Annotated in this window: 25 protein-coding genes and 1 pseudogene; 13 read left to right on the top strand and 13 right to left on the bottom strand. The window is 73.8% G+C overall.

Features of this window, described 5'->3' with window-relative positions; all coding sequences use genetic code 11:
• Positions 1 to 33 precede the first annotated feature (33 nt).
• The 6 genes from ELQ39_RS29310 to ELQ39_RS29285 are packed head-to-tail and all read left to right on the top strand — an operon-like array spanning position 34 to position 4,149.
• Positions 34 to 501 carry a cupin domain-containing protein gene (locus ELQ39_RS29310; protein WP_242594879.1) on the top strand — a complete coding sequence of 156 codons (468 nt, stop codon included), beginning with the start codon at positions 34 to 36 and terminating at the stop codon, positions 499 to 501.
• A complete protein-coding gene (locus ELQ39_RS29305) occupies positions 498 to 1,766 on the top strand; it encodes a beta-ketoacyl-[acyl-carrier-protein] synthase family protein (RefSeq protein WP_242594878.1) in 1,269 nt (422 codons plus the stop codon). The genes ELQ39_RS29310 and ELQ39_RS29305 overlap by 4 nt, the downstream gene beginning before the upstream one ends.
• Positions 1,763 to 3,007 (top strand): ketosynthase chain-length factor, encoded by a 1,245-nt coding sequence (locus tag ELQ39_RS29300; RefSeq protein WP_242594877.1) that lies wholly within the window; start codon positions 1,763 to 1,765, stop codon positions 3,005 to 3,007. Before ELQ39_RS29305 ends, ELQ39_RS29300 begins: the two co-directional genes overlap by 4 nt.
• 26 nt (positions 3,008 to 3,033) lie before the next feature.
• A complete protein-coding gene (locus tag ELQ39_RS29295; protein WP_093547852.1) occupies positions 3,034 to 3,294 on the top strand; it encodes an acyl carrier protein in 261 nt (86 codons plus the stop codon).
• A 2-nt stretch (positions 3,295 to 3,296) separates the two neighbouring features.
• Positions 3,297 to 3,779, top strand: coding sequence for an SRPBCC family protein (locus ELQ39_RS29290; protein ID WP_225626365.1), 483 nt, complete (start codon positions 3,297 to 3,299; stop codon positions 3,777 to 3,779).
• Between the two features lie 34 nt (positions 3,780 to 3,813).
• Positions 3,814 to 4,149 (top strand): TcmI family type II polyketide cyclase, encoded by a 336-nt coding sequence (locus tag ELQ39_RS29285; RefSeq protein ID WP_190003820.1) that lies wholly within the window; start codon positions 3,814 to 3,816, stop codon positions 4,147 to 4,149.
• A gap of 88 nt (positions 4,150 to 4,237) precedes the next feature.
• Here ELQ39_RS29285 and ELQ39_RS29280 read toward each other — a convergent pair whose 3' ends face one another.
• From ELQ39_RS29280 to ELQ39_RS32745, 3 genes and pseudogenes are all read right to left on the bottom strand, one after another.
• Positions 4,238 to 5,266, bottom strand: coding sequence for a methyltransferase (locus ELQ39_RS29280; protein ID WP_242594876.1), 1,029 nt, complete (start codon positions 5,264 to 5,266; stop codon positions 4,238 to 4,240).
• A gap of 53 nt (positions 5,267 to 5,319) precedes the next feature.
• A complete protein-coding gene (locus ELQ39_RS29275; RefSeq protein WP_242594875.1) occupies positions 5,320 to 6,381 on the bottom strand; it encodes a right-handed parallel beta-helix repeat-containing protein in 1,062 nt (353 codons plus the stop codon).
• A gap of 339 nt (positions 6,382 to 6,720) precedes the next feature.
• A pseudogene (locus ELQ39_RS32745) lies at positions 6,721 to 7,119 on the bottom strand (NADPH-dependent FMN reductase); the annotation flags it as partial.
• Positions 7,120 to 7,638: 519 nt separating this feature from the next.
• Between ELQ39_RS32745 and ELQ39_RS29270 the strand changes: the two are divergent.
• The 3 genes from ELQ39_RS29270 to ELQ39_RS29260 all read left to right on the top strand — a co-directional run bounded on the left by ELQ39_RS29270 (position 7,639) and on the right by ELQ39_RS29260 (position 10,688).
• Positions 7,639 to 8,385, top strand: a complete 747-nt coding sequence (locus ELQ39_RS29270) for an SDR family oxidoreductase (RefSeq protein ID WP_242594874.1) — start codon at positions 7,639 to 7,641, stop codon at positions 8,383 to 8,385.
• 58 nt (positions 8,386 to 8,443) lie between these two features.
• Positions 8,444 to 8,887, top strand: a complete 444-nt coding sequence (locus ELQ39_RS29265; protein WP_190003970.1) for a VOC family protein — start codon at positions 8,444 to 8,446, stop codon at positions 8,885 to 8,887.
• Positions 8,888 to 9,233: 346 nt separating this feature from the next.
• Positions 9,234 to 10,688: a dihydrolipoyl dehydrogenase family protein gene (locus ELQ39_RS29260; protein WP_242594873.1), complete on the top strand. Its 1,455-nt coding sequence runs from the start codon at positions 9,234 to 9,236 to the stop codon at positions 10,686 to 10,688.
• Between the two features lie 12 nt (positions 10,689 to 10,700).
• On the opposite strand, the gene ELQ39_RS29255 is transcribed toward ELQ39_RS29260, so the two are convergent.
• From ELQ39_RS29255 to ELQ39_RS29245, 3 genes are all read right to left on the bottom strand, one after another.
• Positions 10,701 to 11,723 (bottom strand): alcohol dehydrogenase, encoded by a 1,023-nt coding sequence (locus ELQ39_RS29255; protein ID WP_225640731.1) that lies wholly within the window; start codon positions 11,721 to 11,723, stop codon positions 10,701 to 10,703.
• Positions 11,724 to 11,981: 258 nt separating this feature from the next.
• Positions 11,982 to 12,584, bottom strand: coding sequence for a GOLPH3/VPS74 family protein (locus ELQ39_RS29250; RefSeq protein WP_242594871.1), 603 nt, complete (start codon positions 12,582 to 12,584; stop codon positions 11,982 to 11,984).
• 389 nt (positions 12,585 to 12,973) lie between these two features.
• Positions 12,974 to 13,219, bottom strand: coding sequence for a DUF5133 domain-containing protein (locus tag ELQ39_RS29245; protein WP_190003813.1), 246 nt, complete (start codon positions 13,217 to 13,219; stop codon positions 12,974 to 12,976).
• A 135-nt stretch (positions 13,220 to 13,354) separates the two neighbouring features.
• Between ELQ39_RS29245 and ELQ39_RS29240 the strand changes: the two genes are divergently transcribed.
• Positions 13,355 to 15,277 carry an SMI1/KNR4 family protein gene (locus ELQ39_RS29240; protein ID WP_242594869.1) on the top strand — a complete coding sequence of 641 codons (1,923 nt, stop codon included), beginning with the start codon at positions 13,355 to 13,357 and terminating at the stop codon, positions 15,275 to 15,277.
• A 43-nt stretch (positions 15,278 to 15,320) separates the two neighbouring features.
• Here ELQ39_RS29240 and ELQ39_RS29235 read toward each other — a convergent pair whose 3' ends face one another.
• Positions 15,321 to 15,557, bottom strand: a complete 237-nt coding sequence (locus ELQ39_RS29235) for a hypothetical protein (RefSeq protein ID WP_242594867.1) — start codon at positions 15,555 to 15,557, stop codon at positions 15,321 to 15,323.
• 193 nt (positions 15,558 to 15,750) lie between these two features.
• On the opposite strand from ELQ39_RS29235, the gene ELQ39_RS29230 reads away from it, so the two are divergent.
• Entirely contained in the window at positions 15,751 to 17,142 is a 1,392-nt protein-coding gene (locus ELQ39_RS29230; RefSeq protein WP_190003810.1) for an MFS transporter, read from the top strand.
• Positions 17,143 to 17,193: 51 nt separating this feature from the next.
• Here the strand turns inward: ELQ39_RS29230 and ELQ39_RS29225 are convergent, their stop codons facing one another.
• The 4 genes from ELQ39_RS29225 to lnt form a co-directional block, all read right to left on the bottom strand.
• A complete protein-coding gene (locus ELQ39_RS29225; RefSeq protein ID WP_242594865.1) occupies positions 17,194 to 19,185 on the bottom strand; it encodes a helix-turn-helix domain-containing protein in 1,992 nt (663 codons plus the stop codon).
• 88 nt (positions 19,186 to 19,273) lie between these two features.
• Positions 19,274 to 20,074, bottom strand: coding sequence for a 3-hydroxybutyrate dehydrogenase (locus ELQ39_RS29220; protein ID WP_242594863.1), 801 nt, complete (start codon positions 20,072 to 20,074; stop codon positions 19,274 to 19,276).
• 55 nt (positions 20,075 to 20,129) lie between these two features.
• A complete protein-coding gene (locus ELQ39_RS29215) occupies positions 20,130 to 20,630 on the bottom strand; it encodes an NUDIX hydrolase (RefSeq protein ID WP_242594861.1) in 501 nt (166 codons plus the stop codon).
• 56 nt (positions 20,631 to 20,686) lie between these two features.
• Positions 20,687 to 22,297: an apolipoprotein N-acyltransferase gene (gene lnt, locus ELQ39_RS29210; protein ID WP_242594859.1), complete on the bottom strand. Its 1,611-nt coding sequence runs from the start codon at positions 22,295 to 22,297 to the stop codon at positions 20,687 to 20,689.
• 317 nt (positions 22,298 to 22,614) lie between these two features.
• On the opposite strand from lnt, the gene ELQ39_RS29205 reads away from it, so the two are divergent.
• A complete protein-coding gene (locus ELQ39_RS29205; RefSeq protein WP_242595674.1) occupies positions 22,615 to 23,610 on the top strand; it encodes an O-antigen ligase family protein in 996 nt (331 codons plus the stop codon).
• Positions 23,611 to 23,950: 340 nt separating this feature from the next.
• On the opposite strand, the gene ELQ39_RS29200 is transcribed toward ELQ39_RS29205, so the two are convergent.
• Both ELQ39_RS29200 and ELQ39_RS29195 read right to left on the bottom strand, forming a co-directional pair.
• Positions 23,951 to 24,493, bottom strand: coding sequence for a hypothetical protein (locus tag ELQ39_RS29200; RefSeq protein WP_190003805.1), 543 nt, complete (start codon positions 24,491 to 24,493; stop codon positions 23,951 to 23,953).
• A gap of 49 nt (positions 24,494 to 24,542) precedes the next feature.
• Positions 24,543 to 25,337, bottom strand: coding sequence for a glutamate racemase (locus tag ELQ39_RS29195; RefSeq protein WP_242595673.1), 795 nt, complete (start codon positions 25,335 to 25,337; stop codon positions 24,543 to 24,545).
• A 39-nt stretch (positions 25,338 to 25,376) separates the two neighbouring features.
• On the opposite strand from ELQ39_RS29195, the gene ELQ39_RS29190 reads away from it, so the two are divergent.
• The gene (locus ELQ39_RS29190) at positions 25,377 to 26,570 is read left to right on the top strand and encodes a glycosyltransferase (protein ID WP_242594857.1); all 1,194 of its coding nucleotides are present in this window, start codon (positions 25,377 to 25,379) and stop codon (positions 26,568 to 26,570) included.

Raw genomic sequence — 26,570 nt, 5'->3', positions numbered from 1 at the left:
GGGACGTCACCGGAACATCCGGAGGTATCAACCATGTCCAAGCAGCATCCACGCATCGTGGACCTGAGCGAGACGGAACCCAACCGCAGGCGCGGGGGCGACCTCAGGACCCTGCTCACCCCGGCCACCGTGGGCTCCACGAGCGGCTTCATGGGACTGGCCGTCATCAAGCCCGGTGAGCGGATCGCCGAGCACTACCACCCGTACTCCGAGGAGTTCGTGTACGTCGTCAACGGCTCGCTGGAGGTGGATCTGGACGGTGAGCCGTTCGCGCTCCGCGCGGAGCAGGGGCTGATGATCCCGATCGACATGCGGCACCGCTTCCGCAACGTCGGCGACGAGGAGGCCCGCATGGTGTTCCACCTGGGTCCCCTCGCGCCCCACCCGAGCCTCGGGCACGTCGACACGGAGGAGACCGAAAGCGCCGAGTCAGGGCCGCAGTTGACGGTGGGCGGGCCGGAGACGGGCCGTCCGGCCGAGCCGAGCGAGGCCATAAAATGACCCGGCGGGTGGCCGTCACCGGTATAGGTGTGGTCGCTCCCGGCGGCATCGGGGCGACGGCGTTCTGGGACCTCCTGGCCGCAGGCCGCACCGCGACCCGCGGCATCACGCTGTTCGACCCGGCGGGCCTGCGCTCGCGCATCGCCGCCGAGTGCGACTTCGACCCGTTCGAGCACGGCCTGGACGCGGACCTGTGCCAGCACGCCGACCGCTACATCCAGTTCGCCGTGGTCGCGGCCCGGGAGGCGGTCCGGCAGTCCGGGCTCGACACCGGGTCCCTGGACCCGTGGCGCACCGCGGTGTCGCTGGGCAGCGCGGTCGGCGGGACCACCCGGCTGGAACACGACTACGTGCTGGTCAGCGAGAGCGGCCGGCGCTGGGACGTGGACCACACCAAGGCGGACCCGAAGCTGCATCTGGCGTTCTCGCCGAGCACCCTCGCCTCCACGGTGGCCGAGCAGTTCGGCGCCCGGGGCCCGGTGCAGACGGTGTCCACCGGCTGCACCTCCGGGCTCGACGCGGTCGGCTACGCCTTCCACACCGTCGCCGAGGGCCGGGCGGACGTCTGCATCGCGGGGGCGTCGGACTCGCCGATCTCCCCGATCACGATGGCCTGCTTCGACGCCATCAAGGCGACGTCCCCCAACAACGACGACCCCGAGCACGCGTCGCGGCCGTTCGACGCGCGCCGCGACGGGTTCGTGATGGGCGAGGGCGCGGCGGTGCTGGTGCTGGAGGACTACGAGCACGCGAGGGCGCGTGGCGCGGACATCCTCTGCGAGATCAGCGGCTACGCCACCTACGGCAACGCCTACCACATGACGGGCCTGACCAGTGAGGGCCTGGAGATGGCCCGCGCCATCGAGAGCACCCTCGACCAGGCCCGGCTCGATCCGACCCGGATCGACTACGTCAACGCGCACGGTTCCGGCACACGGCAGAACGACCGGCACGAGACGGCCGCGGTGAAGCGGTCGCTGGGGGCGCACGCGTACGAGACGCCCATGAGCTCCATCAAGTCGATGGTGGGGCACTCGCTCGGCGCCATCGGCGCGATCGAGGTGGTGGCGTGCGTGCTCGCGCTGCGTCATCAGGTCGTGCCGCCGACGGCGAACTACGAGACCCCCGACCCGGAGTGCGACCTGGACTACGTGCCGCGCACCGCCCGCCCGCGGAAGCTGGAGCACGTGCTCTCCGTCGGCAGCGGGTTCGGCGGTTTCCAGTCCGCGGTGCTGCTGTCCGGTGCGGGCGGGAGGACACGATGAGCAAACGGCGTTCCGGGCGAGCGGCCGTCACCGGCATCGGTGTGGTCGCACCCAACGGACTGAGCACCGACGCCTACTGGAAGTCGGTGAGAGAAGGACTCGGCGTGCTGGACCTGATCACCCGCGAAGGGTGCGGGCATCTGCCGCTGCGGGTGGCGGGCGAGGTGCGGTCCTTCGACCCGGCGGCCCTCGTCGAGGACCGTTTCCTGGTGCAGACCGACCGGTTCAGCCATTTCGCGATGGCCGCGGCGGCGCTCGCCCTCGACGACGCCGGGCTGGGCGGCGAGCCCGCCGACCCCTACTCGGTCGGCGTGGTCACCGCGGCCGGCTCCGGCGGCGGCGAGTTCGGCCAGCGCGAGCTGCAGAAACTGTGGGGCCAGGGCTCGAAGTTCGTCGGCCCGTACCAGTCGATCGCCTGGTTCTACGCGGCGAGCACCGGCCAGATCTCCATCCGCGGCGGCCTCAAGGGGCCGTGCGGGGTGGTGGCGAGCGACGAGGCGGGCGGTCTGGACTCCCTCGCGCACGCGGCCCGGGCGGTGCGGCGCGGCACCGACGTCATGGTCGTGGGGGCGGCGGAGGCGCCGCTGGCCCCGTACTCGATGGTGTGCCAGCTCGGCTACCCCGAGCTCAGCACCCTCGACGACCCCGACCGCGCCTACCGTCCCTTCACCGAGAAGGCGTGCGGATTCGTGCCGGCCGAGGGCGGTGCCCTGCTCGTCGTCGAGGACGAGGAGCAGGCCCGTGAGCGCGGGGTGCCCGTACGGGGTGTCGTGGCCGGTCACGCGGCCACGTTCACCGGTACGTCCCGCTGGGCGGAGTCCCGGGAGGGCCTCGCGCACGCGATCACCGGCGCCCTCGACGAGGCGGGCGCCGCACCGGAGGAGATCGACGTCGTGTTCGCCGACGCCCTGGGCGTGCCCGAGGCGGACCGCGCGGAGGCGCTGGCGATCGCCGACGCCCTCGGCGCGCACGGCACCCGGGTGCCGGTGACGGCCCCCAAGACCGGCTTCGGCCGGGCGTACTGCGGTGCGCCCGTGCTGGACACGGTGGCGGCGCTGCTGGCCATGGAGCACGGCCTGGTGCCGCCCACGCCCAACGTGTTCGACGTCTGCCACGACATCGATCTGGTGACCTCGCACGCTCGCCCCGCCGAGCTGCGCACCGCCCTCGTCCTCAGCCGGGGACTGATGGGCTCCAACGCGGCGCTGGTCGTGCGCCGCGGTGACGATTCCGCCCGGTGATCCGGGCGGGGAAGGAGCAGTCACCCATGATCACCACCGAAGTGACCTTCGACGAACTGGCCGCTCTGATGAAGCAGGCGGCCGGCATCACCGTCGATCCCAAGGAACTCAAGGACGCCGCGGAGTCCCCCTTCGACTCCTTCGGTCTCGACTCGCTCGGCCTGCTCGGCATCGTCGGCGAGCTGGAGAACCGGTACGGCGCGTCCCTGCCGCCCGACTCGGAGCGGTGCAGGACGCCCCGGGAGTTCCTCGACCTCGTCAACAGCACCCTCACGGCTGGAGCCTGAAAGTGGCCGGACACACCGAGAACAGCATCACCATCGACGCTCCCTTCGACCTCGTCTGGGAGATGACGAACGACCTCGAGAACTGGCCGCGGCTGTTCAGCGAGTACGCGTCGGTGGACATCCTCTCCCGGGAGGGCGACACGACGACGTTCCGGCTGACCATGCACCCGGACGAGAACGGCAAGGTGTGGAGCTGGGTGTCGGAGCGCACCCCGGACCGCCGGAAGCGGATCGTGCGCGCCCGCCGCGTGGAGACCGGTCCGTTCGCCCACATGGACATCCTGTGGGAGTACGAGGAGGTGCCGGGCGGGATCGAGATGCGCTGGACGCAGGACTTCGCGATGAAGCCCGACGCGCCCGTCGACGACGAGTGGATGACGGACAACATCAACCGCAACTCCCGCACCCAGATGGCGCTCATCCGGGACAGGATCGAGCAGGCCGCCCGCGAGAACGAGACGGCGTCCGTCGCCTCCTCGCGCTGAGCACCGGTCCCGCCGGGGACCCGGAAGGAATCCCATGCACCACGCCCTGATCGTCGCCCGGATGAAGCCCGGTTCGGCGCCGGACATCGCCGACGTGTTCGCCGCGTCGGACCGGGGGGAACTCCCCCACCTGGTCGGCGTCGGCCGGCGCAGTCTCTTCCAGTTCGGGGACGACGTGTACCTGCACCTCATCGAGTCGGAGCAGGATCCGGCGCCCGCCATCGCGAAGGTGGCCTCGCACCCCGAGTTCCGCCGCATCAGCCAGGAGCTCGAGGCGTACGTCAGCCCGTACGACCCGGCCACCTGGCGCAGCCCGAAGGACGCCATGGCGCGGTGCTTCTACCGCTGGGAGCGCGGCGCCGGCTCCTGAGCCGCCGCACACGGCACCACCCCGAGGCCGCCGGTTCCGCGTCAGTCGCGGAGCCGGCGGCCTCGGGGTTGCGCGGCCTTACGCGGGATCAGCCGGGGACGGTGCACTCGAAGGCGTGCAGGTACGCGTTGACCGGGCGGATCTCGCCGATGACCAGGCCCGCGTCGGTGAGCCGGTCCGTCATGCTCTGGCGGGTGTGCTTGGCGCCCCCGACGTTCAGGAGCAGCAACAGGTCCATGGCGGTGGTGAAGCGCATCGACGGAGTGTCGTCGACCAGGTTCTCGATGACCACGACCCGGGCGTGGGGACGCGCCGAGCGGCGGATGGCGGCGAGCACCCGGCGGGTGCTGTCGTCGTCCCACTCCAGCACATTCTTGATGATGTACACGTCGGCCTCGACGGGCACGTCGTCGCGGCAGTCGCCGGCCACGATGCGGGCCCGGTCGGCGAGCGCGCCGCCGTCGCGCAGCCGGGGGTCGGCGTTCTCCACGACGCCCGGCAGGTCGAGCAGGGTGCCGTGGAGGTGGGGGTGCTTCTCCAGGAGGCTGGCCAGCACGTGCCCCTGACCGCCGCCGATGTCCACCACGGAGTCGGCGTCGCCCAGGTCGAGCAGCTTGGCGACGTCCCGCGCGGACTGCTCGCTGGAGGTGGTCATGGCCCGGTTGAAGACGTGGGCGGACTCGGGCGCCGACTCGTTGAGATAGGTGAAGAACTCCTCGTCGTACACCGCCTCGAAGACGTTGCCGCCGGTGCGCACCGCCTCGTCCAGCCGCGGCCAGACGTGCCAGGTCCAGGGCTCGGTGCACCACAGGGCGATGTAGCGCAGGCTGTGCGGGTCGTCCTCGCGCAGCAGCCGGGACATGTCGGTGTGCTGGAAGGTGCCGTCGGGGTTCTCGGCGAAGACGCCCTGGCACGACAGCGCGCGCAGCAGCCGCCGCAGGGTGTGCGGCTGGGTCTTCACCGCCGTCGCCAGGTCGTCGACGGTCATGGGGCTGTCGTCCAGCGCGTCGGGCACGCCCAGGCGGACGGCCGCGCGAACGGCGGCCGCGCAGGCCGCCCCGAATACGAGCTCCCTCAGCCGCATGGGCGGCGGGGGAGCCGGATCAACGGTGGTCATCCGTTGCCTCGCTTCTGCTGTTGTGCCGTGGGTGGGGGTGGAGGTCTGACGGGTCAGCACATTCCGGCGGGCTCGGAGAGCGTGCAGGTGTTGCGGCTGAAGGTGTTCGTCTTGGCGGTGTCGCGGTTGGCGAGGTCGGCGGGGCTGTTGCCGGTCACCAGGTTGTCGCGGATTTCGTTGCGCTCGCTCGGCGTGCCGACGAGGCTCTTGAACAGCACGATGCCGCCGGACAGCGGGGAGGCGCCCTTGTTGTTCTCGACCCGGTTGAACGTCACCCGGGTCTCCTCGACGCCGGTGAGGACGATGCCGGAGCCTTGGAGGAAGGGCAGCCGGGGAGTCTTGGCGCAGTACTTGTTGTTGCCGTGGATGTTGTTCCAGGACACGCTGAGGTGGCCGGCGCGGGGCTTGACCTCGTCGCCGACGACGAACACCGCGGCGCAGTTGCCGGTGGCCTCGTTGTGGTCGACGCTGAGGTTCCGCAGCCGCCGTACGGTGACGCCGACCCGGTTCTCCGCCGTCTCGTTGTGGCGGACGACCGTCTTCTTCGCGTCGCGCGCGCCTTCCTCGGTGTCGACGGTGTTGGCCACGAACAGCCCGGCGTCGCCGTTCTTGCGGGTGACGTTGTGGCTGATCACGCTGCGCGTGGAGCGTTCGGTGGCGATGCCCCACTGGCCGTTCTTCTCGGAGGTCACGTACCGCACCTTGAGGTTCTCGGTGCCGGTCGCCCACACGCCGTTCTTCGCGAACCCGCGCACCGTCAGGGACCGTACGGAGACGTTCTTCACCGGCTTCTTGTCGGTGCCGGTGACGCAGACGCCGTTGCCGGCCTTGGCGCAGGCGGACTTGCCCGCCTTGGCTGCCGGCTTCAGGACGGTGCGGCCCGCGGCGTCGCCGCGCAGGGTGATGCCGGACCTGGTGATGTCGACGCTCTGCCTGTAGGTGCCGGCGGCCAGGAGGACGGTGTCGCCCGCCTTGGCCGCGTTCACGGCCTTCTGGATGGACTGCCCCGGCTGTACGCGGTGCACGGCTGTCTGATGGGCCGACGGGGCGGCACCGATCCCCGCGGCCACGACGGCGGTGGTGCACGCGAGATACACGATGTGACGTTTGTTCATGGAGCCGAAGCTATGAGCGGGCGTGGTGCCCCGCCACCGGTGATCACCCAGCCGGGCGCGGTGCCGTCGGCGGGGGTGGGTCGCCGCGTCACGGCGCGGGTCCCGGAGCTCGGGAAGGGCGCCGGAAACCGGCCGGCCCGTGGGTGGCGACGGTGGCCGGCTCCCGGAGGCCGGCCGCCACGGCGACGGTGACCGCCCGGCCGTGGCCACGGCCGCCCTCCCCCGATGACGCACCGTCACACCGCGGCCCGGGGGCCGGACGGCACATCTCGCCGGGCGGAACACGCGGACGCCGGCCGGCTGCAGCTCCCCCGTGATGCCGCTCGGCTGCTCCACGGCACGGGTGCCGCCGGCCGGTCCGCGGCTGACCCACCCGACGGACTTGTTGTTCCACTCGGCGCGCACGTGGTCGAGGGCGTTCTTCAGGGCGCCCGTCACGGAGCGGTTGTACTCGGACGACGACGGACCCGTCCTGGGCCGCGGTCTTCCCGGCCCAGGGTCCGGCGCGCGGCCGGGCGTCCTTGTCCGGTCACCCGCACGCCGTGGTGGCGTCCGCCGCCGTGTGTGCCACGCCGGACGACTGGGGCGACGGGGCAGGCCGAAGGGCCGCTGCCGGCGCGCGTCGGGCGGGCGGCGCGGGAGCCGGCCCGGGAGACGGGTCGGCGGGAGGGTGAGGCCGCTCCGCCGTTCGAGTGGTGACCGGCAGACCCGCGCTGTAGCGTCGGAACGGCCGGCCACGGCCTCGCACCGCCCGCCGACCGGTGGTCCGTGGCGGCTGTCCCCTCGGCGGGGAGGTCTCCATGCAACTCGAAGGATCCGTGGCGTTCGTGAAGGGCGCCGACCGAGCACTCGGGGAGCGGTTCGTACGCGCCCGGGAGTCGTTCCGGCGGGAGTTCGAGACGCACGTGGTGGGGACGCCCGCGATGAGCCGGGCCTTGCGTGCCCTGTCCGGCGAGGGCCGTCCGCAGGGCGTTGGTGACCGGCCACTCGGCCGGCCTCGCCGCGGCGTACCCCGCGCTGACCGGGATGGACACCCAGGACAGCACGGAGAGGACGTCGACGACGGCGCCGCCGCCGTTACGTCCGAGCGGAAGTGCTGGGCGACGACGTCAGCCGGCGGGTCCAGGCGGCCCTGCCGGAAGGGCCCACCGCGCTGTACCCCGGTTGCCCGGCGGGCCGTCCCTTGTCCGATGCGGGACCGTGCCGCCGCCCGGGTCCGTGACCGGGCCGTCCCGTGCACCGACGCCGGAGGCACCCATGGTGAGCGACGTCTCTCTCCCCCGTGACCTGGCGGGCCGGACCGTGGTGGTGATCGGCGCGAGTTCCGGCATCGGACTCGCGACCGCACGTCAGGTACGGCGGCACGGCGGCCGGGTGGTGATGGCCGGACGCGACCGGCAACGGCTGGACCGGGCGGCTGCGGAGGTCGGGGCGGAGCGGACGGCGACCGTCGACGCCGCCGACCCCGGCGCCCTGCGGCGGTTCTTCGCGGACCTGCCCGGCCCGGTCGACCATGTCGTCTCGACCGCCGGAGCCCCCTGGTACATGCCGCTGGCCGAGATGGACGTCGACGAGGCGCGTGCCGTCTTCGGGCAGCGCCTCGCCCTCACCCTCGGCGTCGCCAAGTACGGCGCCGCCGTGGTCCGTGACGCGGGGACGCTGGTGTTCGTCGGCGGCACCGGTGGCCGCCGCCCCGCCGTCGGCGGGGCCGTGACGTCGGCCCTCACCGCCGCGCTGCCCGCCCTGACCGCCGCTCTGGCGCTCGAGCTGGCACCGGTGCGCGTGAACCTCGTCGCGCCGGGCTTCGTCGACACGCCCCTGTCCGCGTCGCTGCTGGGCGACCGGCTCGAGGAGCGGCGGGAGCAGCTGCGCGCCTCCCTGCCGATCAGGCGGGTGGTCGGCCCGGACGACGTGGCCGCGCTGGCCGTGCACCTGATGTGCAACGAGGCCGTCACGGGTGCCACGTACGACATCGACGGCGGGCAGCAGCTGGTGCCCCCGTGAGCACACGCCCGCTCCGCCGGGAGACGGCGTGACCGACGCAGAACAGGAAGGATCCACCATGGACATGAGGCTCGAAGTAGCAGTGGTTCCGGTGTCCGACGTCGACCGTGCGAAGGGCTTCTACGAAGGTCTGGGCTGGCGGCTCGACGCCGACTTCACCGCCGACGACGGTCTGCGCGTGGTGCAGGTGACACCACCGGGGTCCGCCTGCTCGGTGATCTTCGGTGACCAGGTCAGCGAGGCCGCACCGGGGTCCGCCGAGGGGCTGCACCTCGTCGTGCGGGACATCGAGGCCGCCCGTGAGGAGCTGGCGCGCAAGGGCGTCACTGTGAGTGAGGTGTTCCACGACGCCGGAGGGGTCTTCCATCACGCGGGCGTGAAGGCACGGTTGTCGGGGCGGGACCCCGAGGGGCGCAGCTACAGCTCGTTCCTGTCCTTCGACGACCCGGACGGCAACGGCTGGATCGTGCAGGAGATCACGGAGCGCCTGCCCGGCCGCTGATCCACGGCACACCCGAGAGCGCCGGCTCCCCTGGCCCGCCCCTCGTGTCGAAGTAAGGCGAGCGCGACAGCGGCGTGCTGATCAACGTCGCCTCCGGGGCGGGGACGATCGATGACGCGGCGTAGCGGCCGCACCACGGCCTCCTCGTCCGGGGTGAGCGGCTCGGGACGTTGCTCGGCGGGGTCCTTCCGCGCGACGCGTGACACGGCGCCCTGCCACGTACCGCGCCGAACCGGGCCGGGAGCGGCCGGACGGCACGCCCCCGCACACCGGGCGATGTCGTACCCGAAGGAGGACACTGGGAGGACATCGCCCAGTCGACCAGCCGACGACTACGGGAGCGGGCATGAACGGCACTTCCCAGGCCTACGACGTGGTGGTTCTCGGTGCGGGACCGACGGGGGAGAACCTCGCCGAACGCACCCGCGCCGCCGGACTCACCACGGTCGTCGTGGAGAACGAACTGCTCGGCGGCGAATGCTCGTTCTGGGCGTGCGAGCCGAGCAAGGCGCTGCTGCGCCCCGTGCTGGCGCGCGCCGACGCCCGGCGCGTCCCGGGGCTCCGGCGGGCGGTCGAGGGCCCGCTGGACGTGCCCGCCGTCTTCGAGCACCGCGACACCATGGCCGCGCACTGGCAGGACGAGGACCAGGTGGAGTGGCTCGACTCCGTCTCCGTGGACCTGGTGCGCGGGCACGGCCGGCTGAACGGCCCCCGCCAGGTCGTCGTGGACACGCCGGACGGGGAGACCGTACGGCTGACCGCCCGGCACGCCGTCGCGGTGTGCACGGGCACGGTCACCGCCTTCCCCGACCTGCCGGGACTCGGCGACGTGCGTCCGTGGACCAACCGGCAGGCGACGGCCGCCCGAAGCGTGCCGGAACGCCTCGCGGTGGTGGGCGGCGGGGTGGTGGCCGTGGAGATGGCCACGGCGTTCCAGGCGCTCGGCTCCCGGGTGACGATGCTGGTGCGCGGCGGACTGCTGGGCCGGATGGAGCCGTTCGCCGGGGAGATGGTCGCTGACGCGCTGCGCGAGGCCGGGGTGGACGTGCGGTTCGGCAGGTCGGTGGCCGCGGTGGAGCGCGAGGACGGCGGGGAAGGGCCCGTGCGGATCACGACGGACGACGGGGACAGCGTGGTCGCGGACGAGATCCTGTTCGCCACCGGCCGTGCTCCGCACACCGGCGACATCGGCCTGGAGACCGTCGGTCTCGACCCGGGCGACTGGCTGCCGGTCGACGACTCCTTCCGCGTGCCCGAGATCACCGAGGGCTGGCTGTACGCGGTCGGGGACGTCAACCACCGCGCCCTGATGACCCATCAGGGCAAGTACCAGGCGCGGATCGCGGGCGCCGTGATCGGGGCGCGCGCCAAGGGAGAGCCGCTCGACGACGGCAGGTGGGGACGGCACGCCCCGACCGCCGACGGCGCCGCCGTGCCGCAGGTCGTCTTCACCGAGCCGGAGGTGGCGTCGGTGGGTCCGACCGCGCGGGAGGCCGAACGGGCGGGCCTGAAGGCCGACGTCGTGGACTACGACATCGGGAAGGTCGCCGGGGCGGTGCAGTACGCGCAGGGGTACCGGGGCCGGGCGCGGGTGATCGTCGACAGCGAGCGGCGGAACGTCGTCGGGGCGACCTTCGTGGGCCCGGGCGTCCAGGAGCTGCTGTACTCGGCGACCGTCGCCGTCACCAGCGAGGTGCCGGTGGACCGGCTGTGGCACGCCGTCCCGGCGTTCCCCACGATCAGCGAGGTGTGGCTGCGCATCCTGGAGACCTACCGGGACAGCGACGGCTCTGCGGCCTGACGGCCGCGGGAGTCAGCTCGGGGTGAGCACCATGCGGAAGCGGGCGCTGCCGTCCATCATCTTCCGATAGGCGGTGTTCGCCTCGTCGAGCGGCAACACCTCCGTCATGGGGCGGATGCCGTGCCGGGCGGCGAAGGTCATGGTGTCCTGCACGTCCTGGGCGGTCCCGGAGGGGTGGCCGCGGACCAGCCGCCCCTTGAGGATCAGCTGAAGAGGGCTGATCGGCATCGGGTCGGGGGTCGCCCCGACGACGACGAGCTCACCGCGCGGGGTGAGTCCGTCCACCGTGGAGGCCATGGCTTCGGAGTTGCCGGCGGTGGCCAGCACCACCTTCGCGCCGCCGAGCGCCTGGAGGGCCTCCGCGACGGGGCCCGCCGTGCTGTCGACGTAGTGGTGGGCGCCCAGTTCCTTGGCGAAGTCGGCCTTGTCCGCGCCGCGCGCGATCGCGACCGTCTCGTATCCCATGGCCGCCGCGAACCGCACGGCCAGATGCCCGAGGCCGCCGATGCCCTGGATCGCCACCAGGTCGTCCGGCCGCGCGCCGCTGCGTCGCAGCCCGTTGTACACCGTGACGCCCGCGCAGGCCATGGGTCCCGCGTCGGCGGCGGAGAGCGCGTCGGGGATGCGGGCCAGGGCGTCGACGGGCGCGACGATCGCCTCGGCGAAACCGCCGTCGTAGGCGTAGCCGGGAATCTTGAGGTTGTCGCAGACGATGAAGTCGCCCCGACGGCACGGGACGCAGTGCAGGCAGCTGCCGCCGAACCAGCCGACGGTGACACGGTCGCCCACCTGCCAGCCCATCTCGTCGGCGCCGTCGCCGAGTTCGTCGATGCGGCCGGCCGCCTCGTGCCCCGGCACCAGCGGGAAGGGCACGCCGGGCATCCCGGCCGAGACGAACATGGCGTCGCTGCGGCAGACCCCGCAGGCCTCCACGGCGATGCGCACGTGACGCGGGCCCGGCCGGGGCACCTCGCGTTCCACGATCTCGAACGACCCGTTGGGAGCGGGAACTTGGGCGACTCGGTACGTGTTCATGATGTCACTCCGGGGCCGGCGGCGACCGTGAGGGGGGTGCGGTCCGCGCGCCGCGCTGGGTCGGGACGGACAGAAGCCGGGTGAGGGACGGGACGTTCACCCGGGGCGGGATGTCGCCCGGTTTCACCTCCTCCCGCGTCGCACGCGAGAGTGTCCATCCCATCACCGGTGCACGGGCGCGGCAACACGGGACGGCCGCACCGCGGCGGGCGGGCGACGGTCGGTCGCCGCGCCGGACGGTCAGTCACCGCCGGACGGTCAGTAGCCGCGCCAGATGTTGTCGAAGGCCTCGGCCTCGATGGTGCGGCGCTGCCGCTCACCGGCCAGTTCCGTGACCGCCTGGAGCACCGCCGCCAGCACCGTGGTCCGCTCGTCGTCGAGCCCGTCGGACGTCTCACCGCCCTGCGCGGTCAGTCCGGCGGCGGCCGCGAGGGCGCCGAGCACGGGCTCGCCCGACGAGCGGCGCTCCCCCGCCGCCCGGATCGCCGACGGGTCGGCCGGTGCGGTGTGCTGTCGCCGCAGCGGGTTGTGGCGGCGCCGCTCGGGCTCCACGAGCCCTTCCTCCTCCAGGACGGTCCGGTAGCGCCCGGCGAGGTCGCGGCCCCGGCGCCAGAGCCAGTCGTCCACGGTCTCGCCCGGTCCGCCGTCCGCCAGCCACTGCGCGGCCTCGGACAGCAGGCGGTCGCCGGCCGGCGCGGGCCCGGCGGGGACCAGGAGGGTGCCGTCGAGGGTGAGGGCCTCGGCGTCGAGGAGGTCGATCAGCTCCGCCCCCGCGAGGGCGAGCGACAGGTCACCCTGCTCCACCACAGTCGTGTCCCGCGGGTCGGCGGCGACGAGGGCCAGGTCACGTGCTGTGGTCATGGTCAACTCCGGTGCGGGCGGGAGGCCGTCACCTCCACGGTCGCACACCCCGGCCCGCCCGGCTCGTCCCGCCGCTTCCCCGTTCCGGAGCTGTGAAGCTCCCCCGGACGACCCATGCCGGTCTACACCTGCACCTCTGTCCAGGGCTCCCAGCCGTCCTCGTCGACAGGCCGGCCAGGCAGTACCGGCGGCCGCGGGCGCACCCGGACGATCCCGGCTTCACGGCCGTCGCCCGCGCCGCCTGTCCCTGCCGCCGCACCTCACCTACGACCCGGTGAGGGGCTACTCGCTGTTCGCCACGCGCACGGAGCTGTCGGGCGGGGGAGACGAGCTGCTGGAACCGGCGAGGACGAACCTGCACGAACTGCCACTGCTGCGCCGAGGGGTGCTCATGCGGCGAGCGTCTCGTCCTCCCGGCGGAGGCCGTCGCGGCCGGCCGTGTACTGGTCGAGCAGGGCGTCGGCCGCGCGCAGGGCCTGCTCGGCGGTGCGGGAGCCGGTGATCACGCACAGCGTGTAGGTGGCGTCCTCGAGTGCACGGCTGGTGCGGCCGGTGGGCAGCACGTCGTGCTCGATCCGCGCCTGCGCGAACCGTGCCAGCACCGCCCGAAGCTCCTTCTCCGCCGGCATGATCATGATCGCTTCGTCTCCCCTCGTGAGTGGGCCCCCGGTGGGGCGCCAGGCTTCCGGTTGCCCCGTGGGGAGAGGTCCATGCCTGTCGGGCAGTCAGTGGCGTCGGTGGATGTCAGTGGCGGGTGACAGCATCGGCGCATGGTGACGGAGAACACGGCCACGGGGACCACGGACTTCGACTGGCGGACCTTCCTGCTGCGCTGGAGCGGCGAGTGGGCGGACGCCCTCCCCGACGACGAGGCGCGGGACGCGGACGACGAGGCGGCACGGCGGTCACGGTGGCTGGGCTTCCCGCCCGCGTCCGAGGAGCGGATCGCGGCGATGGAAAAGCGTCTGGGCCGCCGCATGCCGCCGTCGTACCGCTCGTTCCTCAGGGTCACCGACGGCTGGCGGCACGCGGGCGGCTTCGTGTGGCTGCTGGCCGGGACGGCGGACGCGCGCTGGCACGACAACGCGTCCGGACTGGCTGACCTGTACGAGGAGTACCTGGAGGAGGACGCCGAACCGGAGGAACGGCGGGAGGCGGGTGTCTGGCGGCGCGGCCTCCAGCTCGACGTGGAGTCCGACGCCACGTACGTCCTGCTGGACCCGGAGGACGTGGACGAGGACGGCGAATGGGCCGTCTGGACGTGGGCGAGCTGGCGCGCCGACGCACCGGAGCGGCACCGCGACTTCCGGGCGTTCATGGAGGCGATGTTCCGCGAGTTCCACAGCCTTCGCGCCCACCGCACCGACGGTGGACCGGAGTTCGTCAACGCCACGACGCGGGAGCTGGACGCCCGGGTGGAGGAGGCCCGTCGGGACGCCCTGCGCGGCGACTGGGAAACGGCGCTGAAGAAGCTGGACGAGGCCAAGGGGTACGGCAGACCGCGGGCCGCCGGCCTGGGCGACCAGATCCGCCGCATGCTCGGTCTCACGTACATGGTGTATTTCCCGGGGCTGGTGACCGACCCGAGGTACGCCTCCGAACTCCTGCCGCCCCTCGTCGCCGCCCACGCGGGTCGCTCCCACGACGACAGCGTCCTGACCTACCACCTGCGGGGTTCCGACGAGGCCCTGATGTCCCGGGCCAGGGCGACGCTGGACCAGGTCCGCGCCGGCACGTACCGGTACACGGCCCCCGGCCCCTTCGGCGAAGCGGCCGACCGGGCACGCGAACTGGCCCGCCGGGGCGACACCGACCAGGCATGGCGCGCCCTGATCGACGCCCTGCCCCTGTGGCAGCCCCTGGGCCCGGATCACATAGCCCCCCTCGGCTGGCTGGCCGACCCGCTCCTCGGCCCCTTGCTCACTCCGGAGCGGAGCCGCGAGCTGCTGTCCACGCCCAGAGGCGGAGAGTCCGGCAAGGCGCCGTCCCGGGCTCCCGACCTGGACCCGCCCGGCCTGGACTGGCTCGCGGACCCGGACCGTGGCACCGGACGCAGGGGCTACCGCTTCGTCCTGGTGGAAGGGGTGGCGCCGGAGGACCTGCCCGGGCGTCTGGGCGACGGGGACGCGCAGGATGCGGGGCTCGGCACGCCCGTGACCATCTCGGAGGCACGGCATCAGCAGTTGCGCGGCACGGGAGGGGTGTGGTCCTCCAGCTCCTCGGACCAGCCCGTCATGGCGGTCGGCCGGGCCGGCGCCGGCTGGAGCTTCGCCTTCGACGGGGACCCGGACCCGTTCACCCCGGAGCGTTTCGTCTCCCCTGCCGCAGCCGCCGCCGCGGCCACCCGCGCGGTGGTGGTGTGGGCCGACCTGTCGGGCCGGCGCGACGAGCCGTTCTTCCACCTCTCCGTGGCGCGCGACGGCGTCGAGGAGTACGCGTTCACCTACGCGGAGGGCGAACTCCGGCGTACCGGTGACGTCCCGCCGGCTCTGGACCCGGACCGCTTCCTCGCCGGCCCCGCGGCCGTCGCCGAGGCGGAACGCCCGCTCCTGCGCGCCGTGGCGGAGCACTTCGGCGTCCGCCTCCCCCGCCACGCCCTCCTGAACGGCCGCCTCCCCACTGTCGTCAGCCGCTCCTGGACGCGGCCGCCCGAGGACGGAGAGGCGCTGTTCGTGTGGACGCGTGTGGGGTGAGGACGTCCTCGGCGGGGCGCGCTCCTCGCTGCCCCGCCGACGGTCATGGCGTGCGGTCGTCCCCGCCCGTCCCGTCCTCATCGTCCGCAGGGGCCTCGACGCCCTCCAGGGGTTTGCCCGCCGTCGTGCCGCGGCCGGTCTGGTAGCCCTCCTTGGCGCTCGCGGTGCCCGGGACCGTCCGCTCCTGCGCTTGCTTCTCCCCGCCTGAGTGGGCGCCGGGCTCCTCGTCGTCACGGGCCCGGCCGTGGCGGTCGGCGTTCTGGTCCTGCTGCCCCGTCATGTGCGTTCCTCCCGTCGCATCGGCGCCCCGCCGGGTTCCCTGGGACGAACAGCGCGAAACGCCCACCGCAGCATGGTGCCCGCGGGGATACTCGGCAGCCGAACTATGGTGTCCCGCCATATGTGCGCCTGACCTGGCGATTCCTACGGTGTGGCGACACGCAAACGTCCCCGCAAGCCAGGAAGTGGTGCCGATGTCGTCGCCCTCTGCCGCTCCACCAGCACCGAACAACCTCAAGCGCATCGTCGCCGCGTCCCTCATCGGCACCACCATCGAGTGGTACGACTTCTTCCTCTACGGGTCGGCCGCCGCGCTCGTCTTCAACGAACTGTTCTTCCCGGACTCCGATCCACTGGTCGGCACGCTCCTGTCCTTCCTGACGTACGCCGTCGGGTTCGCCGCGCGGCCCATCGGCGCGCTGGTGTTCGGGCACTACGGCGACCGGCTCGGGCGCAAGAAGCTGCTGGTGCTCAGCCTGCTGATGATGGGCGGGGCGACCTTCGCCATCGGACTGATGCCCACGCACGCCACCATCGGCAGCATGGCGCCGATCCTGCTGACCGTGCTGCGGCTGGTGCAGGGCTTCGCGCTCGGCGGTGAGTGGGGCGGCGCCGTGCTGCTGGTGTCGGAGCACGGTGACGCGCGCCGGCGCGGGTTCTGGGCGTCGTGGCCGCAGACCGGCGCACCGGCCGGACAGCTGCTGGCGACCGGTGTGCTGGCGCTGCTGACCGCCGTGCTGTCGGAGTCGGCGTTCGGCTCCTGGGGCTGGCGGGTCCCCTTCCTGCTGTCCGGTGTGCTGGTGATCGTCGGTCTGTGGATCCGGCTCTCCGTCGACGAGTCGCCGGTGTTCAAGGAGGCGCTGAAGCGTGCCGAGGCGCGCAAGGCGGACGCCCCCGCCGAGCGCATGCCGCTGGTCGCCGTGCTCAAGCACCACTGGCGTGACGTGCTGGTGGCGATGGGCGCGCGGATGGCGGAGAACATCAGCTACTACGTGATCACCGCGTTCATCCTGGTGTACGCCACCACCTCGGCCGGGGTGTCCAGGCAGACCGCCCTCAACGCCGTGCTCATCGCCTCCGCGCTGCACTTCGCGGTGATCCCCGCGTGGGGCGCCCTCTCCGACCGGTGGGGCCGGCGCCCCGTGTACCTCATCGGCGCGGTCGGCGTGGGCCTGTGGATGTTCCCCTTCTTCGCGCTCATCGACACCGGCGGCTTCGGCGCCCTGCTGCTCGCGGTGACCGTGGGTCTCGTCATGCACGGGGCGATGTACGCGCCGCAGGCCGCCTTCTTCTCCGAGATGTTCGCGACCCGTATGCGCTACTCCGGCGCCTCCATCGGCGCCCAGTTCGCCTCGGTCGCCGCCGGCGCTCCCGCCCCGCTCATCGCCACCGCGCTGCTGTCGGACTACGGCACCTCCACGCCGATCGCCCTCTACGTCATCGCCGCGAGCCTTCTCACGGTCGTCGCGATCCTGGCGGCCAAGGAGACCCGGCACCGGGATCTCGCCGACGTGTCCCCCGGGACGGAGGACGGGACGGGCACCCCCGTCACGACCGGGAGGACGGAGGACGCGCGCGCCCTCTGAGTCCCGCCCGGACAGCCCCGACCCCCGTGTCCGCCCCCGGCGGCGCGGGGGTCAGTGCCGTGCGGGCGGCGGCTGCGTGACCCCGGACAGACGGTGCAGGCGCAGGGCCAGCTGTATCTCCAGGGCGCGCTCGGGGCTCTGCCAGTCGTCGCCGAGGAGCCGGCCGACACGGTCGAGGCGCTGCGCGACCGTGTTGACGTGGACGTGGAGGTCGTCCTTCGTGCGGGCCGGGCTCATCCCGCACGCGAAATAGGCGTCCAGCGTGCGCAGCAGCTCCGTGCCGCGCCGTTCGTCGTACGCCACGACCCGGCCGATGGTGCGGTCGACGAAACCGGCGATGTCCCGCTCCCCCGCGAGCAGCAGCCCGAGGAAGCCGAAGTCCTCGGCGGCGGAGCCGTCGCCCGCGCGGCCGAGCAGCCGCAGGGTGTCGAGGCAACGCCGGGCCTCCGCGTACGCCGAGGCGACCGTGTCCGGGCGGGCGAGGAGCCGGCCGACCGGGGCGGACGCACCGACCGTGACCGGTTCGTGGACGGCGGTGCCCAGCTCGCGGGCGGTTCGACGGGCCAGACCGGTGGCGGTGTCGCCGGGGGCGAGCGGCAGCAGCAGGACCGTGCCGCCGTCGCGGGCGGCGGCGAGGCCGTGCCGGGTCGCGGCGAGGTGGGAGGCGGCGGCCCACAGGCGTCTGCGGGCGTCGGCCTCCTGGTCGGCGTCGGCGGCGCCGCCCTCCAGCCGGGCGGCGAGCAGCGCGTGCGTGGCGTCGAGGTCGGCGTGCAGCCGGGTGGCGCGATCCCTCAGCAGGCGGGGGTCACGGTCGCGGGCGTCGAGCAGGTCGTCGAGCAGCTCACCTCGGACGCGCTGCTCGGCCTCGGCGGCGGAGCGGCGGGCGAGCAGCAGCAGCGAGGTGACCATGGCGGCGCGCTCCAGGGTGCGCTGGTCGACGGGGTCGAGGCCCGGGTGGCCGCGCAGCACGAGCGCGCCGAGCAGTTCGTCCCCGGCGGCGACGGCGGCGATCCAGTCCTCACCGTGCCGCACGGCGTGGCCCTCGGCGCGGGAGGACTCCAGGGCGCGGGCCGGCGCGGCCGGGGCCTCGGTGAACTCGACGGTGCCGTCCAGCACCTCGGAGACGGCGGCCGCCACGTCGTGCACCCCACCGCCGCGCAGGACCAGCTCCGCGAGCCGGTCGTGGACGTCGGAGGCGCGCTCGATGACGGCACTGCGGTCCTGGATGATCTCGTTGGCCCGCTCGAGACCGCTGAGGGCCTCGCGGGTCTCGGCGAGCAGGTTGGCCGTGTCGATGGCGGCTGCGGCGAGCGCCGCGAAGGAGCCGAGCAGGGCGATCTGCTCCCGCTCGAACACCCGGGAGCGGCGGTCGGCGGCGAACAGCACCCCGATGACGTGGTCCCCGAGCGTCAGGGGCACCCCGAGGATCGCGACGAGTCCCTCGTCCCGCACCCCGCTGTCGATGGAGTGGGTGTGCTGGAAGCGGTCGTCGCGGAAGTAGTCGTCCGTGACGTACGGCCGGGCGGTCTGGGCGACGAGGCCGCCGAGCCCTTCCCCCATGCCAAGGCGCAGCTGCTGGAAGCGGGCCGCCACCGAGCCCTCGGTGACCCGCATGTAGGTGTCGCCCCGTTCCGGGTCGTTGAGGCTGAGGTAGGCGACGTCGGTGCCGAGCAGGGAGCGGGCGCGCTGCACGATCGCGCGCAGCACGGCGTCCAGGTCCCGCAGCCCGGCGAGGTCGTGGGCGGTCTCGAACAGGGCGGACAGCTCGGCCTCCCGGCGGCGGCGACCCTCGATCTCGGACCGCACGCGCAGGGCGAGCAGCTTGGCCCGCTCCAGGGCCGCGACCCGCTCGGCGGGGTGGCCCTCGGCGCGGGCGAGCAGCACCGGCTGCTCGTACGCCTCGGCGGGGGCGCCGCGGGCGAGCAGCTCCAGGAACGGCGCCTCCGCGCCGTCGGCGACGGGCCGGCCGGCGTCGGGGCGGGTCCGGCCCGCAGCGGCGGCGAAGGCGGACCGTTCGGCGGACTGCAGGTGATCGCGGGGCATGGGTCTCAGGATTCCTCATCCGGCGGCCGCCCCGTCAGCCCTGTGGAAAACTCCGCCGGCCGACGGCCGGCCGCGGTCGGTGTCAGGTCTAGTGGGCGGTCCAGCCGCCGTCCAGGATCAGCGAGGTGCCGGTGACGAAGGACGCCTGCGGGCCGCACAGGTAGGCCACCGCCTGGGCGACCTCCTCCGGTTCGATCAGACGCTTGAGCGCGCTGTCCTGGAGCAGCACCTCGGCCACGACGCGTTCCTCGGGGATGCCGTGGGCGCGGGCCTGGTCGGCGATCTGCTTCTCGACCAGTGCGGTACGCACATAGCCGGGGTTCACACAGTTGGAGGTGACGCCGTGGGACGCGCCCTCCAGGGCGGTGGTCTTGGACAGCCCTTCCAGGCCGTGCTTGGCGGCCACGTACGCGGACTTGTAGGCCGAGGCGCGCAGGCCGTGCACGGAGGAGATGTTGACGACGCGGCCCCAGCCCTGCCCGTACATGTGCGGCAGGGCGCCCCGGATGAGGCGGAAGGGGGCCTCCAGCATCACGGTGAGCACCGTGTGGAAGACGTCCGGCGGGAACTCCTCGATGGGCCGCACCAGCTGGAGTCCCGCGTTGTTGACCAGGACGTCCGTCCCGGCGGCTGCGTCCTCGGCGGCGTCCAGGTCGGTGAGGTCCAGGACGTGCGGTTCGACGGAGCCGCCCAGGTCGGCGGCTGCCGCGGCGAGCGCCTCCAGCCCTTCGGCGTCCCGGTCGACGGCTCTGACCTTGGCGCCGGCGGCCGCGAGGCGCAGCACGCAGGCGCGGCCGATGCCTCCGGCGGCGCCGGTGACGAGCGCGGTGCGGCCGCCGAGGTCGAGGGGGGTGTCGTGGGGAGCCGGGAGGGCACTGGGCGCGGTCATGGGGTTGACCCTAGGCAGCACGCCCCGGTCGACCCATGTGGCCGCGCCCCACAGTTCAGCCGCTTCTAGTGGGGTCGAGCCATGTGGGTGCGGGCTCGAACCAGGTGGGTGCGTCGGTGAGGGCCTGCTTGATGCGGAAGCTCGCGAAGTCGTTCAGCTCGGGCAGCGCGTCCACCGCGAACCAGGCGACGTCCAGCGACTCGTCGTCGTTCACCCGCGCCTCGCCGCCGACGGCACGGCAGCGGAAGGTGATGTCCATGTACTGGCAGACGTCGCCGTTGCCGTACGTCACCGGCTGGAGGGACTGGACCAGCACCACCCGTTCCACGACGCAGCGCACGGCGGTCTCCTCCTCGACCTCCCGCACCGCGCAGGCCGCGGGCTGCTCCCCCGGGTCGGGGATACCGCCGATCACCGACCACGTGCGGGTGTCCGCCCGGCGGTTGAGCAGCACACGGCCCTCGTCGTCGAAGACGAGGGCCGTGACGCCGGGCAGCCACAGCAGCTGATGGCCCGCCGAGGCGCGCAGGGTGCGGATGAAGTCAGGAGTAGCCATGCCCCGACCCTAACCGGCGCGCGAGGGCGCCTCCGGGCACGTCGGAAGGCGTTCCCCTACTGCTCGCCGGTCCGCCGGGCGCGTGCCGCGGCGGCCACGCCCCAGCCGAGGCCGCCCGCGGCGAGGAGGACGAGGAGGCCCTCGGGGAGGGTGCCGAGGCGGGTGGCGGGGGTCTGCGAGGTGCGCAGTGGCACCTCCTGCACCAGGTGGTCGGCGACGAACATGCCGGTCCTCTGCGTGATCTGCCCGTCCGGCATGATGACGGCGCTGACGCCGCTGGTGACCGGCACGGTGACCGCGCGGCTGTGCTCGACGGCGCGGACCCGGGACATGGCGAGCTGCTGGTAGGTCATCTCGCTGCGCCCGAAGGTGGCGTTGTTGCTCGGCACGGAGATCATCTTCGCGCCGTCGGTGACGGTGTCGCGCACGGCCCAGTCGAAGGCGGCCTCGTAGCAGGTGACCAGGCCGACGGCGGCGCCGTCCCGGTCGAACACGCCCGGCTCGGAGCCGCGGCTGAAGTCCTGGCGGACCATGGAGGTCCACTCCTCGTTGATCGCGCCGACCAGGGAGCGCAGCGGGAGGTACTCGCCGAACGGCTGGATCTGCCGCTTGTCGTAGATGTCGACGGGGCCCTTCACCGGGTCCCAGAGGATCTGCTCGTTGAGCAGCTTCCCGTCCCGGGAGACCACCGCGCCGACCGAGATCGGCGCGCCGACGGCCTTCGCGGCGCGGTCGACGACCTCGCGGGCGTCGTCGTTGGCGAAGGGGTCGATGTCGGAGGAGTTCTCCGGCCACAGCACGATGTCCGGCCGCTCGACGCGGCCCGCCGCGACCTCGGCGGCCAGCCGCTCCGTCTCGCGCGCGTGGTAGTCGAGGACGGCCCGCCGCTGGGAGTTGAAGTCGAGGCCGAGTCGGGGCACGTTGCCCTGGATCACCGCGACGGTGACCGTGCCGCTCTCGGCCTTGTCGCCGACCAGGCTGCGCGCGGCGAAGGCCCCGGCCACCGGCACGGCGACACTCAGCACGCCGACGACCACGGCGGCCTTGTGCAGGGTGCCGGTGCGCCGCGCCTTCACGGCCGGCCGCACCACCTCGTACAGGCCGAAGCCGCACAGCACCACGGCGAAGCCGAGCACCGGGGTGCCGCCGAGCGCGGCGAGCGGCAGGAACACCCCGTCCGCCTGACCGAAGGCGATCTTGCCCCAGGGGAAGCCGCTGAACGGCACGCGCGCGCGTGCCGCCTCGCCGGCGATCCACAGCGCCGCCGCCCACACCGGCCATCCGGGCAGCCGGGACACCACGGTGATCCCCGCGCCGACCAGCGCGACGTACACCGCCTCGATCACCACCAGCGCGAGCCACGGGCCGGGGCCGACCTCCACGCCGGTCCACACCAGCAGCGGCAGCAGGAAGCCTAGGCCGAAGAGATAGCCGAGTCCCAGGCCCGCCTTCCAGCTCCGGCCGCGCAGCACCCAGCCGAGGAGGGCGAAGGCGGGAACGGCCAGCCACCACAGGGTGCGCGGCGGGAAGCTGACGTAGAGGAGGAGGCCCGCGAGCGCGGCGGCGCCGGCCGGCAGGAGGCGCGCGCGCCACTTCCGCCAGGCCGAGGGCGTGGTCCGCGGCGGCATGGGGTCCGACGCGCCGACGGAGGTTGCGGTGACGGTCACCCGGGGAGTCTACGGCGCGTGACCTGGGACCGGACAGCACGGTCGAACGGCGCCGGTGGGCGGGACGGTGCGCGGTCCCGGTGCCCGTCACCGTTTTCCCGGGAGTCGTCACCAGGCGTCCCCGAACGGGCCACCAGCCGTTACCGTGTGCCGGTGCCTTGTCCGCGCGGCCCGACGGGGGGTCCGCGGGCGGGGACCGTCACAGGGGACGGGGCACGACGTGGGCGGGGTGCGGGGTGGGTTCAGGTACGACGGACAGGGCGTCGGCCGGTGCGGACGCGGAGGGCGGAAGACGGACGGGGCCGGACGCGGCGGGTGTGGTGGTGCTGGGCGCGTGCGCGGCCTGGCCCCTGATCACCGCTGCGGCCCGTGACGGTCGTCCGGAGGGGATGCTGCTCGCGGTGCTGGCCGTGGCCGCGGGGTACGCGGCGGGCCGCGTCGGCGGGGCGCTGCTGCCGGTGGCCGCGCCCTGCGCGGGCGCGCTGGCCGGGATCGCGCTCACGGCATGGGTCCCGCATCTGGCGCCGGGGCCGCAGATCACCGCTCCGCTCGGGCACGCCGGGGCGACGACCGCCATGGTGATCCTGTCGGCGGGGGCCGCCTGCTGCGCGGCCTGGGGAGCGTCCGGGTCCGCGGTCCGGTCGGCGATGCGGCTGCTCGCGGCGGGTATCGCGGTGACGGCTGCGGTGCTCGGCTCGGTGACGGGATGCGTGGCCGCGACGGTGGTGCTGGCGGGCTCGCTGGCCACCGGCCGGGTACGACGCCGTGGCGCCGCCCTCGCAGGGCTCGGGCTGATCGCCGCCGGGGTGGCCGGGCTGACCTGGGCCGTCGCCGCGAGCGCGGTGCCGGAAGGCTTCGTCGCGTCGCTCGAAGGGCGGCTCACACCTCACCGGGTGGCGTTGTGGCATGACGCGCTCGACCTGGCCCGTACGCACGCGGGCCTGGGCGTCGGACCGGGACGCTTCGGCGAGCTGAGCACGGCGTCCCTCGGTTCGCCGCTGAACGACGGCAAGCCGCACTCCGCTCCGCTCCAGCTCGCGGCGGAACAGGGCGTCGTCGGGGTGCTGCTGCTCGCGGCGGGGTTCGGCTGGCTGCTGTACGCCCTCTGGCGCAGCCCGCGTCCGACGCCGGTGGTGCTGACGGCGGCCGCCGCGCTGACCGCGCTGTCGGCCGTCGCGACGGTGGGCAACGCGCTCAGCTTCACGGCGGTCGCGGTCGGCACGGGTTACCTCGCGGGCCTCGCCACGTCCCGCCCCTTCGCCCTGGACACGGCCCGCCGCGCGGGAGAGGTGCGGGGAGGGACCGTTCGGTGAGGACCTGCTCGTGACTCCCTCACGAGCAGCACGGTGGTCGGCGGCGACGTCTCCCACGGCCGTTGCCCCGGAGACGGGGGCCGGGCACACGTCCCTGACGGCCGCCCCGCCCGCGGCCAGCGGCCACCGTGCCGCCGTCACGTGAACGTGCGCCACATCTGACGGGCGGCCGTCCCGTACCCGGCCTCGACCGCGCCCGGCGGCCGGTCCCTGCGGCAGGCACACCTCCGCGGGGCGCACGCCGTCCCGCCCTGCACGGTGCCCGGGACACGCGGACGGCGATCGGCGCCGCGTCTCGGCCCCAGGGCCGCCCAGCCGTGCGCGCCGGAAGCGCGGCGGCTCAGACCTTGTCCGGCCTCCTCAGCCGTAGCCGGTCGCGGATGACGCGGACCGCCGCTTCCGCGTCGTCCACCGTCACGGTGAAGGTGTGGCCGTCGGCGAGACGGAGGACCACGCCCTCGCCGCGGCGGACGACGACCGCCGTGCCCATCTCGGGGCGCCAGCGGTAGCCCCAGCCGCCCCAGTGGCGGGGCGTGACGTGCGGGGCGAAGTCGGCGCCGGCGACGTGGGACAGCGGGATGCGTCGGCGCGGCACGCCGATGTGACCGCAGCGCACCTCGAGGTGGTCCTCGTCGACCCGCAGCGCGACGTGCACGAAGGCGAGGGTGCCGAACAGCACCAGGAGTCCGGCCGCGATGCAGCCGACGACGGCCATGGCGAGCGGCGCGCCCCCTGACGTCCACGCGGAGTCGACGGCCAGGGCGATGCCGAGCGCCATGCAGGCAGCGCCGATCAGCGCCAGCAGCCACTGGAAGCGGGCGGTGGCGCGACCGGTCCAGACCTCGGAGTACGGGCCGTGCTCACCTGAGCGGTGGTCCCTCATGCCTCGAGGTTACTCAGGATCCGCTCCGTCGGTACCGCGTCGCGGGGCGTTACTGAGCCGTCCGGGCGGGGACGGCCGCCTGGAGCAGTCCGCCCTCCGGATAGGTGAGGGCGGCCTCGGGCAGCGTGCCCGGACGGCCGCTGAGCAGCACGGTCAGCGTGCCGGTCGCGGGGGCGTCGGGGGCGGGCTGCTCGCCGAGCCGCCGCAGGGCCTGCGCGGCCACCGCGCCGGCGGAACCGTGCAGGGCGAGCGGCTGCGGTCCGGGGCTCGGCACGGCGGCCCGGATGCGGTCGGCGACCAGCTCGTAGTGGGTGCAGCCGAGGACGACCGTGGTCACGTCGTCCGGGGTGAGCGCGGCGGCCGCCGCGACGGCTTCGTCGATCGCCGTGTCGTCCGCGCGCTCAACGGCTTCGGCAAGGCCCCAGCAGGGCACCTCGGCGACGGTGACGCCCGCGGCGAACCGCTTGATCAGGTCGCTCTGGTAGGGGCTGCCCGTGGTGGCGGGGGTCGCCCAGATGGCGAGCGGGCCGCCGCCGGCCGCGGCCGGCTTGATGGCGGGGACGGTGCCGACGACCGGCAGGTCGGGCTCGTGGCGGGCGCGCAGGGCGGTGAGGGCGTGCACGGTGGCGGTGTTGCAGCCGACGATCAGGGCGTCGGGCCGGTGCACGGCGGCCGCCTCGGCGACGGCCAGGGCCCGCCGGGTGAGGTCGGCGGGCGTCCTCGGTCCCCAGGGCATGCCGTCGGGGTCGAGGGAGAGCACCAGATCGGCGTCGGGGCGCAGTCGCCGTACCGCGGCGGTGGCCGCCAGCAGTCCGATTCCGGAGTCCATGAGCGCGATCTTCACCCGGCCACGATAGACGATGAGCCGCTGCGGGGCCGTGCCGTGGGGCAGACTGCGCACGTGAGCGCCGTCGTGTGGAGTGCCGCCGTGTCCCTCGCCGCCTGGCTGTGGCTGCTGCTGTTCCAGGGGTGGTTCTGGCGCACGGACGTACGGCTTCCGGCGTCGCGCGATCCGGACGGGTGGCCGGACGTGTGCGCGGTGGTGCCCGCGCGGGACGAGGCGGCCGTGCTGCCCGCGAGCCTGCCGTCGCTGCTCGCCCAGGACTATCCGGGCCGCGCGGAGGTCCTCCTGGTCGACGACGGCAGCACGGACGGCACCGGGGACCTCGCCCGGGAGCTGGCGCGGCGGCGGGGCGGGCTTCCGCTCACCGTGGTGACGCCCGGCGAACCGCCGTCCGGGTGGACCGGCAAGCTGTGGGCGGTGCGGCACGGCATGGAGCTGGCCCGCTCCCGGGACCCGGAGTACCTGCTGCTGACGGACGCCGACATCGCGCACGCCCCGGACAGTCTGCGGCGACTGGTGTCGGCGGCCCGGACCGGCGGGTTCGACCTCGTGTCGCAGATGGCGCGGCTGCGGGTGGAGAGCCTGTGGGAGCGGCTGGTGGTGCCGGCGTTCGTGTACTTCTTCGCGCAGCTCTACCCGTTCCGCCGGATCGCCCGGCCGGGTTCGCGGACGGCCGCCGCGGCCGGCGGCTGTGTGCTGCTGCGCGCCGGCGCCGCCGAGCGGGCGCGGATCCCGGACGCCGTACGGCACGCCGTGATCGACGACGTGGCCGTGGCCCGCGCGGTCAAGCGGAGCGGCGGGCGCGTCTGGCTGGGCCTCGCGGACGGCGTGGACAGCGTGCGCCCCTATCCACGGTTGCGTGACCTGTGGCGCATGGTGTCGCGGAGCGCGTACGCGCAGCTGCGGCACAGCCCGCTGCTGCTGGTGGGGACGGTGGCCGGTCTGGTGCTGGTGTACCTGGTGCCGCCGGCCGCGGTGGCCGTGGGCGCGGCGGCGGGGAGCGTGCCGTGCGCACTGCCGGGTGGGGCGGCGTGGCTGGTGATGACGGGGACGTACGTCCCGATGCTGCGGTACTACCGGCAGCCGCTGTGGCTCGCGCCGCTGCTGCCGGTGACCGCGTTCCTCTATCTGCTGATGACGGTGGACTCGGCGGTGCAGCACCGCCGTGGGCGTGGCGCCGCCTGGAAGGGCCGCACCTACGCCCGTCCGGAGGCCGCCGCCGAAGAAGCCTGA

This window comes from Streptomyces sp. GB4-14 (assembly GCF_022696125.1).
Taxonomy (GTDB): Bacteria; Actinomycetota; Actinomycetes; order Streptomycetales; family Streptomycetaceae; genus Streptomyces; species Streptomyces werraensis.
The sequence above is the reverse complement of the archived record's forward strand: the minus strand, read 5'-3'. Positions and strand labels throughout refer to the sequence as shown.

Bases quoted from the DNA above. Each gene is read 5' to 3' on its own strand.
- ELQ39_RS29310 (WP_242594879.1), top strand. From the start codon at position 34: ATGTCCAAGCAGCATCCACGCATCGTGGACCTGAGCGAGACGGAACCC.
- ELQ39_RS29305 (WP_242594878.1), top strand. From the start codon at position 498: ATGACCCGGCGGGTGGCCGTCACCGGTATAGGTGTGGTCGCTCCCGGC.
- ELQ39_RS29300 (WP_242594877.1), top strand. From the start codon at position 1,763: ATGAGCAAACGGCGTTCCGGGCGAGCGGCCGTCACCGGCATCGGTGTG.
- ELQ39_RS29295 (WP_093547852.1), top strand. From the start codon at position 3,034: ATGATCACCACCGAAGTGACCTTCGACGAACTGGCCGCTCTGATGAAG.
- ELQ39_RS29285 (WP_190003820.1), top strand. From the start codon at position 3,814: ATGCACCACGCCCTGATCGTCGCCCGGATGAAGCCCGGTTCGGCGCCG.
- ELQ39_RS29280 (WP_242594876.1), bottom strand. From the start codon at position 5,266: ATGACCACCGTTGATCCGGCTCCCCCGCCGCCCATGCGGCTGAGGGAG.
- ELQ39_RS29275 (WP_242594875.1), bottom strand. From the start codon at position 6,381: ATGAACAAACGTCACATCGTGTATCTCGCGTGCACCACCGCCGTCGTG.
- ELQ39_RS29270 (WP_242594874.1), top strand. From the start codon at position 7,639: ATGGTGAGCGACGTCTCTCTCCCCCGTGACCTGGCGGGCCGGACCGTG.
- ELQ39_RS29265 (WP_190003970.1), top strand. From the start codon at position 8,444: ATGGACATGAGGCTCGAAGTAGCAGTGGTTCCGGTGTCCGACGTCGAC.
- ELQ39_RS29260 (WP_242594873.1), top strand. From the start codon at position 9,234: ATGAACGGCACTTCCCAGGCCTACGACGTGGTGGTTCTCGGTGCGGGA.
- ELQ39_RS29255 (WP_225640731.1), bottom strand. From the start codon at position 11,723: ATGAACACGTACCGAGTCGCCCAAGTTCCCGCTCCCAACGGGTCGTTC.
- ELQ39_RS29250 (WP_242594871.1), bottom strand. From the start codon at position 12,584: ATGACCACAGCACGTGACCTGGCCCTCGTCGCCGCCGACCCGCGGGAC.
- ELQ39_RS29245 (WP_190003813.1), bottom strand. From the start codon at position 13,219: ATGATCATGCCGGCGGAGAAGGAGCTTCGGGCGGTGCTGGCACGGTTC.
- ELQ39_RS29240 (WP_242594869.1), top strand. From the start codon at position 13,355: ATGGTGACGGAGAACACGGCCACGGGGACCACGGACTTCGACTGGCGG.
- ELQ39_RS29235 (WP_242594867.1), bottom strand. From the start codon at position 15,557: ATGACGGGGCAGCAGGACCAGAACGCCGACCGCCACGGCCGGGCCCGT.
- ELQ39_RS29230 (WP_190003810.1), top strand. From the start codon at position 15,751: ATGTCGTCGCCCTCTGCCGCTCCACCAGCACCGAACAACCTCAAGCGC.
- ELQ39_RS29225 (WP_242594865.1), bottom strand. From the start codon at position 19,185: ATGCCCCGCGATCACCTGCAGTCCGCCGAACGGTCCGCCTTCGCCGCC.
- ELQ39_RS29220 (WP_242594863.1), bottom strand. From the start codon at position 20,074: ATGACCGCGCCCAGTGCCCTCCCGGCTCCCCACGACACCCCCCTCGAC.
- ELQ39_RS29215 (WP_242594861.1), bottom strand. From the start codon at position 20,630: ATGGCTACTCCTGACTTCATCCGCACCCTGCGCGCCTCGGCGGGCCAT.
- ELQ39_RS29200 (WP_190003805.1), bottom strand. From the start codon at position 24,493: ATGAGGGACCACCGCTCAGGTGAGCACGGCCCGTACTCCGAGGTCTGG.